The organism is Halobacillus litoralis, from assembly GCF_020524085.2.
In the GTDB taxonomy this organism is placed as follows: Bacteria; Bacillota; Bacilli; order Bacillales; family Halobacillaceae; genus Halobacillus; species Halobacillus litoralis_E.
Map to the genome: position 1 here is coordinate 1131860 of NZ_CP129016.1, position 14223 is coordinate 1146082.

Sequence of the window (14223 nt, forward strand, 5' to 3'; positions counted from 1 at the left end):
GCCTCCACAAAAGGAGGTAATGAAATGGCACAATTTTATGTGAACCAGAACCAGCAGACAGGTGGCGAACACGAAGTGCATGTGGAAGGTTGTGATTTTATGCCTTTTGAGCAGAACTTATTGGAATTAGGCGGTCACGATGATTGCGCAAACGCACTTGAAGTTGCCAGAAATACTTACGAAGACGTCAACGGCTGCAAACACTGCTGCCCCGATTGCCACACTAAATAACATTCCCAAAAACCTGAACGTCCATAAAAGGAACCGTTCAGGTTTTTTTATTTGTTTCACTATATGGCAGGTTTGTGGAAGACTCAGTTTCGAGACGTTTCTGGGTTCGTTGCTGTATTGTGCGTTAGGGGTGGCTGGGAAGCTGCTCGCTTTCCTGTGGGGGAGTGCCGAGCTTCCTCGGGCTAACGCCCTGCGGGATCTCGCCGATCTCCTTTCTCCCACGGGAGTCTCGCAGCTTCCCAACCACCCCTTTCGATGTAAGGGATAAACGAACCCTTATACCAAGTTGGATGGTTCTTCCGCTATACAACTGTTAGAGGTGTAAAGCGCTGTGGATCAAGCTTTAACGTACTGTTGAGATGTTCTAGTCATCCACTTCCCATAATCATACGAGCTGACCTTTTAGGAGTGGTTTCGAGAATCTTCCTTGGCAAAGGGGCGGAGGGAAACGGTGAGACTCCTATGGGACGTGTGGGACAGGTGAGACCCCGGAAGGCGGAGCTTGAGGAGGCTCACCGCCCGCCCCATGGAAAGCGAACTGTTTCCCGGAGCCACGAAACTCACACAAACATCTCGAAACTGAGTCTTCAAGAAAAGGGAGTGTATATGGAATAGAAAGGAATTGGTGTGCTGAACTGGTACTTCTTCTCAGGGATATTGTTTGCTCTGATGCAAATAGTAAACGTGAAGATTAATCCTGAGGAGGATGTAAGATGAAGAAAAAATGGTTTATTCTATTCGCAGCACTCATGATGATTGCCATGTTGGCTGCTTGTAATACATCAGAAGAGCGCGCGCGTGAAAGTCAGCGGAACAACTTAAATCAAGTCAGTTTTGGTCCGGAAGATCAAGGAATGCAAAGGGACGGAAATCAACCAAGAGGAATGGATCCAGGGGCATACGGCCAGAACCGCTTTGATGCCAATATTCCTTTTGAAGGGATGAATCCAAATGGTACGAACGGATCCATCCAAGGTCCATACTTTTTTGACCAAGATGGCCGGTACACACAAGATTCTCAAGGTAGAGATCAGGCGCAAAGACAAGCCCCTGATCAAGCTGAACAAAATCGTGATAATACAGCACGAGAGAGCGATGAGGCAACGGGTGATTTTCAACAGCAGGTCATTGATTTAACGAACAAAGCTCGTGAAAAAAATGGCCTGAAACCTCTTAAGAATAGCAATGATGTAGAAGAAGTCGCTCAAACGAAATCTGAAGATATGGCGAAGAATGATTATTTCTCCCATACGTCCCCGACTTACGGAAGTCCTTTTGATATGCTGAGGGAATTCGGAGTCGATTATTCAACAGCAGCTGAGAACATTGCTGCAGGACAGCAGTCTCCGCAATCCGTTGTCGATGGCTGGTTAAACAGTTCAGGTCACCGTAAAAACATTATGAACAAAAATGTCACGCACATTGGTGTCGGATATGCGAAAGACGGCAATTACTGGGTGCAAATGTTTATAGCAAAATAAGTAGATGTGACGCTTGGTTATCATCAGGCGTCATGTTTTACATACAAATCAAGGCAGGGGTAGAGAATGAAGAAGATATGGATCCTGGTCATGGTGTTCGCTGTCATTCTGGCACCTTCTGACCTAGCAGCTTTTAAAGAAAATAGATTGGTCGCCATCGGGGATTCCATTCCATTTGGTTATAATTTGGATAAAGAAAATAAAAAACCTCCAAAAGGATCATTTCCATCTTTGATTGGAATGAAAAAAGATATAGAAGTTACGAATTTAAGTATTCCCGGTCTGACATCTGCCGAATTGTTAACAGCGGTACGGTCCAATGAAATCTTCAGAGAGAGTCTTAAGGATGCCGATTATGTCATTGTGTATATCGGTGGAAACGATTTATTAAATGTTGTCAAAAAGAATGGAGGACTGGATGGTTTGAAAATGGAGGATGCTGCCCCTGTCATTCGAGATCTCATTTATAATGTCTATTCGACCATTCTAGAGATTGACGAATTAACGAACGGGAAGGTACTCGTCTACAACATATACAATCCTTATCCTGCTGCGGGAGACCAATTGAACACGCCGCTCGCTTATATTAACCAGCAGTATGCTTCCTTAATCAAGCTGCTGAAACATTTTGCATCCGTTACACTAGTCGATGCGTATAAAGCCTATCATGGTCACCCTGAATACATCATCAAAGGGGATGTTCATCCAACGGCAAAAGGGCAGAAGGTATTGGCGAAGATTGCATTAAAACACATGGACTAAGTCAAGCTTGGTGGTGGGTGTCTCTTTCATGTTTCATGTATAATGGGGATACGGTTATTTTGGAGGTGTTTGACATGGTGAGATTTGGAATTATAGGAACCAATACCATTACAGAAAAATTTATTGAGGCAGCGAAACAGCATGCTCAATTCACATTGCAGGCGGTGTATTCTCGTACAGAAGAGAAAGCAGCCACCTTTGCATCCAAACATGGTGCACTTGAGACATACACAGATATAGAAGAGATGGCCGCCAGTTCGAATGTGGATGCGGTTTATATTGCAAGTCCTAATGCTTTCCATTCAGAACAGGCGAAAACGATCATGCGGAAAGGGACGCATGTCTTATGTGAAAAACCAATGGCTTCTAATCAACAGGAGATCGCTTCCATGATCGAAGTAGCCAAAGAAGAAGGCGTTTTGTTAATGGAAGCAGTGAAGTCTACACTCATGCCGGGTTTTCTAAGCATGCAGGAACATCTACATAAAATCGGGGAAGTGAGACGCTTTGTCGGGAACTTCAGCAAGTATTCCTCTCGTTATGATGCATATAAAAGAGGAGAAGTCCTGAACGCATTCAAGCCTGAATTATCGAATGGTTCTTTGATGGACCTTGGTATTTATGGGATTTATCCGATGGTCGTATTATTCGGTGCGCCCAATCATGTCCAGGCTAATGCCGTGTTTTTGGATTCTGGTGTTGACGGTCAAGGGAGTGTGGTTGCAGCGTATGATGGGATGGAAGGAGTGGTGATGCACTCCAAAATCGTGGACTCCCATGCTCCTTCTGAAATTCAAGGGGAAGAAGGCACCATGCTTATTCCGAATATTTCTGAACCTAAAGGTATAAAGATCATTTATAGAGATGGATCTGTGGAAGAGCTTTCTTTTGAAGATGAATTTTCACCTATGTATTATGAAGCGGCTGAATTTATCAGTCTGGTGGAGAAAGAAAAAGATCGGTCAGAGAATAATTCGTTGGAGCATACGCTGATCACAGCGAAAGTCATGGAGGAAGCCCGCCGCCAAATCGGCCTGGTTTATCCGAACGACCGCTCTTAGGGTCCTGCAAAAAGAGGCACTCACTTGCGGATGTGCCTCTTTTTTCTATTGTTCTTTCAGTTGATTCGATACGTCCGTGAGGCTTTCTTGCTGGTCCGCCCTTCGCTTATGGTGGATGCCCCAGTCGTTCATTTTCTCCAAGAATGAGGCCGTTGTTCGCCCGTAAGGCGTCACTCGATACTCCACTCTGGGAGGCACGGTTTCATAATCGATTCGTTCAACTAAACCGTCCTGGATGAGTTTTTTCAGTTCTCTGGCAAGGATTCGGGAGGAGATGTTTCCATCAAGGGACCGGCGTAGTGCATTAAACCGCAGATGATTTTCGTGAATGAGTTTCCAAAGAATTAACCCTTTCCACTTTCCGCACACGACTTCAAGAGTGACATCAAGGCCGATCCCTTCTTCCTTCATCTGCTTTCACCTCGCGTTATTTTTTTGTGGTCTGTCCTTGTTTTTGCATGGCTTTTTCATAGCCTTCCAATACTCCCTGGGCATAGACTTTGTTCAAGACAGTCATGGTCTGAGGGATGACTTTTTCTTCTTCCGATTCCGAGACTTGGTTTAATAAGTCTACGAGTTCCAACAATTCTTCAGAAACGGGAAAAATCGGTTTTATGTTGTCCATAAAAAGGATCACCTTCCTGTTTGTTCGGGAAAATACTATTAATATAATTCTATTTGCTTTTTATCCGGGTAACAAGTACTTACATAAATGTGCGTGTTCCTTTGACTATTATGACTTAAACTAGTGTAAATAATCAACAAATAAGTCCGTGGTTTTGGCTCAGTGGCGCGCATTTTCAGAAGGTTCCTTGTTGTACAAAAGTTATACTGAAATACCTGGTCTTGCTGTTTTTGTATAACGGGATGATACCAGAATCTCAAATCATGCAGGAACACTATCTTTTTATCAATGAAGATATTTCCTATCTGTATAACGGGTCTTTAGATTGACACATGTTTGGAGGATTTTGTATGCGTACGATTTTTTCTTATACTTTTCCTTATAAAAAGTCTGCATTGATCGCCCTTTTTCTTATGTTCATAGAATTATTGGTGGAGTTAGCCCAGCCCATACTCATGGCCAAAATCATAGATGATGGAATCATAGCTGAAGACTTTAACGCCGTTTTGTTATGGGGAGGCGTACTTTTAGGCTTATCATTGCTCGCTTTTACCGCAGGTGTGACCAACTCTTTCTTTGCTGCAGACCTGAGTCAGGGGGTCGGTTATGACCTGAGAAAAGATTTATTTTCAAAAGTACAGAAATTTTCAGCGGGTCATTTCCAAAACGTCACGACGCCAAGCTTGGTCACAAGGATTACTAATGATGTGATCCAAATTCAAAACTTACTATTCATGTTTGTAAGAATTGGCCTCAGAGCTCCACTTTTTATTATCTTTGCTTTAGTGATGGTTTTTACGATTGACGTTGAACTGGCCCTTCTTCTCCTGGGTAGTGTACCTGTATTTTTATTGTTTTTATTCTTCCTTCTTACAAGAGGAATCAAGTGGTTTAAGAAGGTTCAGCATAAACTCGATGGACTCAATACCATCATTCGAGAAAATATAGCCGGAATTCGCTTAATTAAAGGCTTTAATAGAAAAGAGCATGAAGAGAAGAGATTTCAACAAGCGAATGAATCGTTGGTTCTTCAGAATAAAAAAGCGTTATGGCTCATGGAAGTAGCTATGCCTGTCGTCATGTTTGGGATGAACATCGTCATCCTCATCCTCCTTTTTGTTGGAGCACAAATATTAAGCAATGCAGGCGTGGAAGCTGGAGAACTGGTTGCCATCATCAACTACGCGACTAGGATTTTATTCACTTTTTCTGTTTTTACATTTCTGATCATGGTCATTTCACGAGGGCAGGCCTCGGCTGAGAGGATTGCCGACGTACTCCATCAAACCATAGATGAGAATCCATCAGGGGGAGGACAAAGAACTGGACGGAGCTGTCCGCTTCCGCAATGTTTCTTTTCATAGGGATGGTCACCATGTGCTGAAAAACCTGAACTTCCATGCTCTGCCAGGAAACACTGTCGGGATTATTGGGGAAACAGGTTCTGGGAAAACATCTTTGCTTCATTTAATACCCCGATTGTATGAAAAGAATGCGGGCCAACTCTTTTTGGATGGGGTGGAAATCGAAAATCTCGATGTGAAAAATATAAGAAAACAAATCAGCCTCGTCCCTCAAGAGGTTCATTTGTTTTCAGGTACAGTAAGTGAAAACATTGCCTGGGGAAAGAAGGAGGCGACACGGGAAGAGATTGTGGAAGCGGCTAAGAAGTCGCAGATTCATGATTTTATTACCGCCTTGCCAAATGGTTATGAGACACAGATCGGTCAGAAAGGGATCGTCTTCTCTGGCGGACAGAAGCAGCGCCTCTCGATAGCGCGAGCCCTTGTGCGCCAACCCCGGATTTTGATTTTAGATGACAGTACGAGTGCGCTGGATGCCCATACCGAAAAGAGACTTTTACGGACGCTCGACGAACAACCATCTACCGTGTTTCTCGTTGCTCAAAAGGTCAGTTCAATCCAAAATGCAGACCTCATTCTGATTCTGCACCAAGGAGAGATCATCGCTCAGGGTACCCATAACGAATTGCTTCAGGAGAGTGAGTATTACGCTGAGATCCATCAATCTCAACAAGAGGGGGTGACGTCATGAGTGGAAATTCTAAACCGAAAATGGGGCACCCTCATGGGATTGGTTCAAAACCTCCGAAAGTTGAGAATATCGGAGGTACGCTCCGGTGGATTTGGCGTTACATGGCAGAGGAAAGGGTAAGGTTTATAACTGTTTTGGCTGCGATCCTGATCAGTTCCGCTTTATCTTTACTGGGTCCTTATCTTCTGGGACTCACGGTCGACATGGTAATAGAGAGTCCTGAATCAGATACCCTCGTTACTATGCTGGGCAGCTTGTGTCTTGTCTATTTGTTCCATTCACTTTTTCTATGGCTGCAAAATTATTGGATGATCGGCATTGCTCAAAATGCGGTCCGATCGATGAGGTCCCATCTATTTTCACACGTCCAGTTACTGCCTGTTCTCTTTTTCCAAAAAATGCAGCAGGGGGAGTTGATGAGCAGGCTTACGAATGATATTGAAAACGTAAGCCGGACATTAAATACAGCAGTCGTACAATTTTTCACAAGTTTATTGACGATCCTAGGCACGTTAATCATTATGTTCTGGTTAAGTCCAATGCTGACCCTGCTGACATTGACCATCATTCCTGTCATGTACTTTGGGATGAAATGGATCACAAACCGCACGGGTCCGTATTTTAAAAAGCAGCAAAAAGACCTTGGTGAAGTGAATGGATATGTAGAGGAAATGTTCTCTGGTCAGCCCATCATCAAAATGTTTTCCAAAGAGGAAGATGTCATTGGTGAGTTTAGAGAAAAAAATAAAGCATTAAGAAAGTCCGGATACTTTGCGCAAGTGTACACAGGTTTTATTCCAAAACTGATGAACATGTTGAACAATGTAAGCTTCGCGATTATTGTCGGAGCAGGTGGGCTGCTTGCTCTTAACGGATCGATTTCAATAGGGATCATCGTCACGTTTACGACATATTCCCGCCAATTCACTCGCCCGTTGAACGACCTAGCCAATCAATTCAATATGATTTTATCAGCCGTGGCCGGCGCAGACAGGGTTTTCCAAGTGATTGACGAAAAAGAAGAGAGGCTGGACGAAAAGAACGCGCAGGACATTTCAGAAACCCAGGGAAATATCCGATTTGAGGATGTCGGTTTCTCTTATGAAAAAGGTCAGCAGACACTCTCTGATATCACCTTTGAAGCAAATGCCGGAGAAACGGTGGCGCTTGTTGGTCCTACAGGTGCCGGGAAAACGACAATCATCTCTTTGTTGTCTCGATTCTATGACCCGGACTCAGGTCGTATCCTGTTAGATGGCGTCGACCTAAAAGGTGTGACAAGAGACAGTTTGAGGAGACAGATGGGAGTCGTCCTCCAGGATGCTACGATGTTCCATACGACCATACGGGAAAACATCCGGTACGGCCGGCTGGATGCCACAGATACTGAGGTTGAACAGGCCGCAAGATCAGCTATGGCCCATGATTTCATTACCCGACTGCCGGAAGGGTACGATACGGTTCTTGATTCAGATGGTAAAGGGGTGAGTCATGGACAAAGACAGCTTTTGTCCATAGCGCGGGCAATGATTGCCGATCCATCATTGCTCATTTTAGATGAAGCGACAAGCAGCATCGATACGGTAACAGAAATGAAAATTAATGCCGGTCTCATCAATTTAATGAAAAGGCGGACAAGTTTTGTCATCGCTCATCGCCTGCATACGATACGCTCAGCCGATGTCATCCTGGTGCTCAAGAATGGGAAGATTGTTGAAAAAGGAAACCACCGGACGCTTATGGAAAAAGGTGGGGACTATGCAGCTCTCATTCAAGCTCAAACATCGGAGAGGACAGAAAGAGGATACGGATAAGTCTCACACCTCCGCCCATCTTCCCGCATAAGATGAGGAAAAGGGAGGGGTGACCATGTCACTAAATCAACCGTATCCTTACTGGACCGATTTGCCTTATGCCGGCGAAAGCCGACCACCATCAACGAACGAAGGGGTGGAGTTTGAAGCAGGGAAATGGAAAACTTATTTTATTGAACACAGCCGGAGGCACGGGTTTATAACGTTGGATGGAAGCCCGATACGATTAGCCATCAAAGATCCAAAAAACATTGATTGGCATAGGGAACTGAAAGTAGTCAAAGAAACCTTAGCGCATTTGACAAAGGATCAAAGGACAATTGCCGCTTACTGGGGAGAGGGGGCAGCGTCAAAGCAATGGGTCCCCATCGTTGATCGTCTAATTGATACTTATGGTGTGGAAGCCCCAAGAGCCGCTCGTATTTTAGGGGCTGTTTTCAGTGGAATGAATGATGCCTTTGTCGTGTGCTGGTCGTTGAAATACCGCTGGCTGGTACCTCGCCCCAACCAATTGGATCCTCAATTACGGACAGTGATTTGTACACCAAAACATCCTTCCTATCCATCCGGACACGCAACGATTTCCGGAGCTGCAGAAGTCATCCTCAGTTATTTCTTCCCTGCTGAACGAAGGAAGCTGAGGGAGTTGGCTGAAGAAGATGCTCGCTCAAGACTGTACGCTGGCGTGCATTTCCCCGTGGATAATGACGAAGGGTTGCGCCTTGGCAGACAAATCGGCCGTATCGTTGTAGAGGAGTTAAAGAAAGATTATGTCGATGGTCGGCCGCTTGATCGACCATTTACTGTTTATCGAAATGCCGATCTCCACCCTTCCGAATATAGGCAGGCCATTCCTTTCCCATTTGACCAAAAGTGCGGTTCCTTACTCCTTGAATCCACGGATAATGAAGAATCTTCTCCTTATACCAATTGGATCGATCCAAAAATATTCTATTAACCAAAAGAACCACGCCCGGTGTGGTTCTTTTTATTCTGTATAATAGCAGGATTGTGTAAGACTCGATTTCGAGATGTTTCCGGGGTTCGTTCCCTGGTTGAGCGTCAGTGGTGGTTGGGAAGCTACTCGCTTCCCCCCCCCCTTTTAATGTAGGAGAAAAACGACCCCTTTCACTATTCTGGTGTTTATAATCTTAAAACGCTCTATAATAAGCTTTTCGAATACAGAATAGATTCATTGGAGTTGATTCCCATCTACTCCCCAAAAGTCTCGAAACTGAGTCTTCAACAAAGGGGATCTTTACTTTCAAAAAAAGTAGACAAGTTTTCGGTGTCTCTATGCATATAAATGAACTAACGAAACAATAGGAGGGGTACGGCATGGATGCGTGGATCTTATCTGCACGGAAAGTCGGTCTACTTTTAGGTGCCATTATTATCGCTTTTGCGGCTTACTTTATCGGGAGCTTTTTCTGGAAAGGAGCCATATCGACCTCAACAGAGCCTGTAAATGGAGAACCCCGGGTTATTAATCTGGTTACAGGTGAATTCAAAGCAGAAACGGCAGATGGAAAAGAAATTGAAGCTTACCGTTGGGATCCGGGAACGATCTTTGTGGAAAAAGGTGAACCCTTTAAACTGAGTATTTACGGAGTTAATGGAAAAGAGCACCCTTTTTACATTGAAGGTACGGATGTCAAAGGCGTGGTAGAGCAAGGGAAAGAGACGGTACTAGATCTTCAATTCAAAAAGGAAGGCATTTATCGTCTGATCTGCACAACCCATGCTGAGATTGCTTCGGATGGTCCGATGATTGCTTACATCATTGTTGATTAATGACACAGAGGGACGGGCTCATCGTTCCTCTTTTTTTCAATCTTTCTATAAAAAGGGGGGAGGATGTGGTTGTCTTAATTGTAAGCTCTATTGTACTCGGTTTATCCATTGCTGCACCTGTTGGACCGATAAATATAGAAATCATGAGAAGAGGTCTTACTTATGGGTTTTGGTCTGCTTTTTGTGTAGGGCTTGGAGGAATGTCTTCCGATTTGTTACTGATGGCGGCTATGTTTTTTGGAGCGGGTGTTTTTTTGACGTGGACATGGGTACAGGTCACATTGATGTTCGTTGGATGTGTCGTCTTGGTCCACGCGGGTTGGACGAGCCTCCGATCCAAAGAGGAATGGAGGGTGGTGGAGGAAGGATATGAACGGCACCGTAAAGGACAAGCTTTACTCTCTTACATAAGAGGTGTGGTTATTGCAGGGACGAACCCAATGAATCTATTGTTTTGGATCAGCATTTATGGATCCGTGTTGAGTGGTGCTCTACAAGAAGAGAATATGTTTCGATCGTTCATCATCAGTTCCATGGTTTTTCTTGGAATTGGTTTGTGGAATGCGAATTTAGCATTTTTCGTTCATTTTGGAAGATACCTCGTAAACTCTTCTCTATTAAAGTGGGTCCAAGGTACAGCAAGTCTAATCCTTATCTATTACGGTTTCAAATTCGGATGGATTGGAATAAGTGTCCTTTTTAAGAGCTTTGCTATGTGATAGACACAGGACTCACCGCTGAGTTATAAAACTAAATGGCAGGATTGTGGAAGACTCAGTTTCGAGGTGTTCTTGGGGTTCGTTGCCTGGTTGAGCGTCAGGGGTGGTTGGGAAGCCACTCGCTTTCCTGTGGGGGAGTGGCAAGCTTCCTCGGGCGTTTTGCCGCACTAAGGGATCTCGCCTATCTCCTTTCGGGGGGTCTCGCAGCATCCCAACGGGGTTTCGAGATACTTATATGGCAAAAGGGCGGAGGGGAATGGCGAGACTCCTGCGGGAAAAAAGTGCAGGGTGAGACCCCACAGGACGCAGTCCGAGGAGGCTCACCGCGCTCCCGCGGAAAGCGAGCTATTCCCCGCATTCCCCATCCACTCAACAAAAGTCTCGAAACTGAGTCTCCAAGTAAAGGGAGCTTATCTGAAAAAGGGGATATGTAAGGTGAAAAAAGGAGTCCCTGCTAGCAGGGACTCCTTTTTTGGTGGATGCAAATCTACTTATATCGTTTGAACCATTCGTTTATCAATGAAAGATCACGATCTAAGATGCATTGGACTCTTTTATAATTTTGTTGATTTCATTTTTGTAAAGGTCCGAACGCCCACCGAAGATGGCTTGAATATTGTGGTCGACTTTAACGACACCTGCGGCGCCAAGTTCTTTTAAGCGATCTTCATTGATTTGACCTACTTCAGAAACTTCGACACGTAATCTTGTAAAGCAAGCGTCGACGTGCTTCAAGTTCGATTCTCCACCGAGAGCTTCCATGATAGCAGCAGCTGTCTCTTTCGTTTGACCACCTTTGCCGCCTTTCTTCTGCTCGTTGAAGTCTTTTCGTGTGTAAAGCTTGTTCTCTTGTCCTCCACGACCTGGGGTGGCAAGGTCCCACTTTTTGATAGCAAAGGAGAAAGAGAAATAATAGATGACGAAGAATACAGCACCTGCGACAAGGTTTACCCACCAGTTTCCTGTTCCAGGCAAAGCGTTGACGAGGATGAAGTCGATCAACCCGGAACCGCCTGCCCAGCCAAGATGAACATCAAGCATGTACATGACGGCAAATGAAAGACCGGCAAGAAATGCGTGGAAGACGAACAGCAGTGGAGCAACAAATAAGAATGTGAATTCGATTGGTTCTGTGATTCCTGTTAAAAAGGCTGTACCTGCAGCCGCAATGAGCATTCCTTTTACGACAGGCTGATTCTTCTTATCTGCGCGGCGGTACATCGCAAGCGCAGCCCCTAATAGTCCGAACATGATGACAGGGAATTTACCTGCCATGAAGCGGCCGGCAGTAACTTCGACACCTTCTGCAATCTGTGCGAGGAAGATGTACTGGTCTCCGGAAACGGCACTGCCAGCTACTTCAGCCGTCCCGCCTAGAGAGGTCCATAGGAATGGAGCATACCAGATGTGGTGAAGACCTGTTGGAATCAACGCACGTTCTAAGAAGCCGTAAAGTCCGATGTACAACGGGTTTGTTGCACCGTTCGCAATGACGTTTGCAACCGCGTTGATGCCCCCTTGAATCGGTGGCCATACGACCATCATAGCAAGAGCAAGAAAAATAGACGAGAAGACCATGGCTATCCCGACAGAACGATCGCCGGCAAAGAAGCCGAGCACTTCTGGAGGATCGAACTCATGGAACTTGTTATAAATCCAAACGGCTAAGAGTCCGACGACAATTCCGCCAAGAACCCCTGTTTCCAGGGTAGGAATGCCGAGGGCCATGCCGTATTCTCCGCTTTCACTAACCATTTCAGGAGTGATCTCTAAGGCGAAGGAGATGGTTTTATTCATAATGATGTAACCGAGCAAGGCTGCTAGGGCGGCAATCCCCGATCCACCTGTTAATCCGATGGCAACACCGATGGCGAAGATGACAGCCAGGTTGTTAAAGATGCTGATTCCGATATCAGACATACCGTTACCGATGAGTTGAATGATGTCATTTTGTAGAAAGGTGAGTGTATCAGCGAGAGGTCCTGTCAACGCAGCTCCAAGCCCGAGCAAAATACCGGCAGCAGGGAGCAATGCGACGGGAACCATCAGTGACTTTCCGAACTTCTGTAAGCTTCCAAAGTATTTCTTCACTTCTGATCCTCCTTTATAGGGAAACGCTTTCTTGTTTGAGATAGAGGAGACCCCGGAATGGGCCGGGGTTCCATTTGTTTATCTTGATGTCACAAGCTGTTTGTTGGCATGTAATTCAGGCCAGTACTGCTGGTTCGCTTCAATCATGTCATCTAAGATTTTGCGGGCACGAGGTGCGTCTACGACCGTACGGTTCAACGTCAAGGCCTGGAGTGCTTTTTCGTAACTGTTTTCATAATACGCATCGACGACAAGCTTCTCATACGCAAGCTGTCCTTCAATCAATCCTTTATAGAATGTAGAAATGTTTCCGACGGCAAATGGCTTCGGTCCGCGGTTTGTAATCATCGCTGGCACTTCAACCATCGCATCATCTGGAAGGTTGGCAATCGTCCCATTGTTTTCAACCATGACGATGAAAATGTCACCATTATTGTAAGCCATGGATGCGGCGACGCGGATCATGTAACGACCGTGGATGTCTACTTCAAGTTCTACATTTTCGGTTGTACCATCTGCAATAATTTGATCTGCCAATGTGTGGACACGTTTTTCACGGCCATTGATGACTTGACGCGCACGTGTATTGGCCACGTCTTCTTTTTCTACCATTTGAGAAGGATAGAGGTAGTATTGCAAGTACGTATTCGGCAGGTATTCAGGGAAGTCTGTCACCATTTGCTCCACCTGTTTGAACGTTTTGATCCAGGAAGGGTCGTTGGCGATCTCTGCATCTTCAGGAATAAATCCGTCTTCTGTGATGGCGCGCTTGATCGTGTCCGTGTGATCGTTTCCATCCTTATCGAGAATTTTCGTGAACCAGCCGAAGTGATTCAGGCCGAAGTATTCAGGGACAAGGTCGAAGACGTCTTTTCCAAGGATCCCTGCGTAACTGACCATGATTGCAGCCGGCATATCGCAAATGTTCAATAGCTTTTTATCTTCTGGGAACTCACGTCGAAGTGCTTCTGCAACAATCGCTGCCGGGTTCGTGTAGTTTAGAATCCAAGCATCAGGAGAATAATGACGGATGTCGTTGACAAGGTCGATCATATCTCCGATGGAACGCAGTCCATAAGCCATTCCACTGGTCCGCACGTTTCCTGGCCAACAGCTCCGTGGTTCAGAGGAATTTGCTCATCCTGCTCACGCATGGCAAGACCGCCTGTCCGAATTTGAACGAAAACAAAATCAGCATTTGTCAGGGCTTCTTCTTTATCTGTCGTGTAATGGAAACTCTCCAGTTCCGGATACTTTTCACGAAGGATGATTTCTGTTGCCTTCGCAATTTTCTCCTGACGTTCTGCGTTCGTGTCATAAAAGGTAATCGTTTTCAAAGGAAACTGCTCTTTTTCTGCTACAAGACTCATAATCATACCGATCGTATACGTGCTGCCCCCACCTACGACGACAAGGTTTTGCTTTTTCATATTTAAGACCTCCAATAAAGGTATTAGATTTGTTTTATTTTTAACTTAATATGAATATAATACATATTGGTGAAATCGTCAACATTTGTATCGTATTTTTTAAAACATTTCGTTATAATGATGGGTAGAGATAGGTTTTGACTTGGTTGGAAATACGGGA

General features: G+C 45.0%; 13 protein-coding genes and 1 pseudogene. 10 read left to right on the forward strand and 4 right to left on the reverse strand.

Going from position 1 to position 14223, the window contains the following annotated elements; genetic code table 11:
- Nucleotides 1–24 precede the first annotated feature (24 nt).
- From LC065_RS05890 to LC065_RS05905, 4 genes are all read left to right on the forward strand, one after another.
- Complete coding sequence (locus LC065_RS05890) at nucleotides 25–231, forward strand: hypothetical protein (protein WP_089654706.1); 207 nt, start codon at nucleotides 25–27, stop codon at nucleotides 229–231.
- A 713-nt stretch (nucleotides 232–944) separates the two neighbouring features.
- A complete protein-coding gene (locus LC065_RS05895; RefSeq protein ID WP_226593143.1) occupies nucleotides 945–1712 on the forward strand; it encodes a CAP domain-containing protein in 768 nt (255 codons plus the stop codon).
- Nucleotides 1713–1778: 66 nt separating this feature from the next.
- A complete protein-coding gene (locus tag LC065_RS05900) occupies nucleotides 1779–2474 on the forward strand; it encodes an SGNH/GDSL hydrolase family protein (protein ID WP_226593141.1) in 696 nt (231 codons plus the stop codon).
- Between the two features lie 74 nt (nucleotides 2475–2548).
- A complete protein-coding gene (locus LC065_RS05905) occupies nucleotides 2549–3535 on the forward strand; it encodes a Gfo/Idh/MocA family protein (RefSeq protein WP_226593139.1) in 987 nt (328 codons plus the stop codon).
- Between the two features lie 45 nt (nucleotides 3536–3580).
- Here the strand turns inward: LC065_RS05905 and LC065_RS05910 are convergent, their stop codons facing one another.
- Together LC065_RS05910 and LC065_RS05915 are read right to left on the reverse strand one after the other, a co-directional pair.
- Nucleotides 3581–3946, reverse strand: a complete 366-nt coding sequence (locus LC065_RS05910; RefSeq protein ID WP_226593137.1) for a winged helix-turn-helix transcriptional regulator — start codon at nucleotides 3944–3946, stop codon at nucleotides 3581–3583.
- Between the two features lie 16 nt (nucleotides 3947–3962).
- Entirely contained in the window at nucleotides 3963–4160 is a 198-nt protein-coding gene (locus LC065_RS05915) for a hypothetical protein (RefSeq protein WP_146814906.1), read from the reverse strand.
- Nucleotides 4161–4510: 350 nt separating this feature from the next.
- On the opposite strand from LC065_RS05915, the gene LC065_RS20385 reads away from it, so the two are divergent.
- The 6 genes from LC065_RS20385 (at nucleotide 4511) to LC065_RS05940 (ending at nucleotide 10542) form a co-directional block, all read left to right on the forward strand.
- Nucleotides 4511–5524, forward strand: coding sequence for an ABC transporter permease (locus tag LC065_RS20385; protein ID WP_371933404.1), 1014 nt, complete (start codon nucleotides 4511–4513; stop codon nucleotides 5522–5524).
- A gap of 13 nt (nucleotides 5525–5537) precedes the next feature.
- Nucleotides 5538–6215 (forward strand): ABC transporter ATP-binding protein, encoded by a 678-nt coding sequence (locus LC065_RS20390; protein ID WP_371933405.1) that lies wholly within the window; start codon nucleotides 5538–5540, stop codon nucleotides 6213–6215.
- Nucleotides 6212–8029 carry an ABC transporter ATP-binding protein gene (locus tag LC065_RS05925; RefSeq protein ID WP_226593133.1) on the forward strand — a complete coding sequence of 606 codons (1818 nt, stop codon included), beginning with the start codon at nucleotides 6212–6214 and terminating at the stop codon, nucleotides 8027–8029. Before LC065_RS20390 ends, LC065_RS05925 begins: the two co-directional genes overlap by 4 nt.
- Before the next feature lie 55 nt (nucleotides 8030–8084).
- On the forward strand, nucleotides 8085–8987 hold the full coding sequence (locus LC065_RS05930; protein WP_226593131.1) for a vanadium-dependent haloperoxidase: 903 nt from the start codon (nucleotides 8085–8087) through the stop codon (nucleotides 8985–8987).
- Nucleotides 8988–9367: 380 nt separating this feature from the next.
- Nucleotides 9368–9823 carry a cupredoxin domain-containing protein gene (locus LC065_RS05935; RefSeq protein ID WP_226593129.1) on the forward strand — a complete coding sequence of 152 codons (456 nt, stop codon included), beginning with the start codon at nucleotides 9368–9370 and terminating at the stop codon, nucleotides 9821–9823.
- A gap of 65 nt (nucleotides 9824–9888) precedes the next feature.
- Complete coding sequence (locus LC065_RS05940; protein ID WP_226593127.1) at nucleotides 9889–10542, forward strand: LysE family translocator; 654 nt, start codon at nucleotides 9889–9891, stop codon at nucleotides 10540–10542.
- A 534-nt stretch (nucleotides 10543–11076) separates the two neighbouring features.
- Here the strand turns inward: LC065_RS05940 and LC065_RS05945 are convergent.
- Nucleotides 11077–12633: a PTS transporter subunit EIIC gene (locus tag LC065_RS05945; protein ID WP_226593125.1), complete on the reverse strand. Its 1557-nt coding sequence runs from the start codon at nucleotides 12631–12633 to the stop codon at nucleotides 11077–11079.
- A gap of 78 nt (nucleotides 12634–12711) precedes the next feature.
- A pseudogene (locus LC065_RS05950) lies at nucleotides 12712–14063 on the reverse strand (6-phospho-alpha-glucosidase).
- Between the last annotated feature and the right edge of the window lie 160 nt (nucleotides 14064–14223).

What these genes read in the sequence shown, in the direction of transcription:
- LC065_RS05900 (WP_226593141.1), top strand. Translation starts at nt 1,779, where the DNA reads ATGAAGAAGATATGGATCCTGGTCATGGTGTTCGCTGTCATTCTGGCA.
- LC065_RS05930 (WP_226593131.1), top strand. Translation starts at nt 8,085, where the DNA reads ATGTCACTAAATCAACCGTATCCTTACTGGACCGATTTGCCTTATGCC.
- LC065_RS05935 (WP_226593129.1), top strand. Translation starts at nt 9,368, where the DNA reads ATGGATGCGTGGATCTTATCTGCACGGAAAGTCGGTCTACTTTTAGGT.
- LC065_RS05915 (WP_146814906.1), bottom strand. Translation starts at nt 4,160, where the DNA reads ATGGACAACATAAAACCGATTTTTCCCGTTTCTGAAGAATTGTTGGAA.
- LC065_RS05890 (WP_089654706.1), top strand. Translation starts at nt 25, where the DNA reads ATGGCACAATTTTATGTGAACCAGAACCAGCAGACAGGTGGCGAACAC.
- LC065_RS05910 (WP_226593137.1), bottom strand. Translation starts at nt 3,946, where the DNA reads ATGAAGGAAGAAGGGATCGGCCTTGATGTCACTCTTGAAGTCGTGTGC.
- LC065_RS05905 (WP_226593139.1), top strand. Translation starts at nt 2,549, where the DNA reads ATGGTGAGATTTGGAATTATAGGAACCAATACCATTACAGAAAAATTT.
- LC065_RS05925 (WP_226593133.1), top strand. Translation starts at nt 6,212, where the DNA reads ATGAGTGGAAATTCTAAACCGAAAATGGGGCACCCTCATGGGATTGGT.
- LC065_RS20385 (WP_371933404.1), top strand. Translation starts at nt 4,511, where the DNA reads ATGCGTACGATTTTTTCTTATACTTTTCCTTATAAAAAGTCTGCATTG.
- LC065_RS05895 (WP_226593143.1), top strand. Translation starts at nt 945, where the DNA reads ATGAAGAAAAAATGGTTTATTCTATTCGCAGCACTCATGATGATTGCC.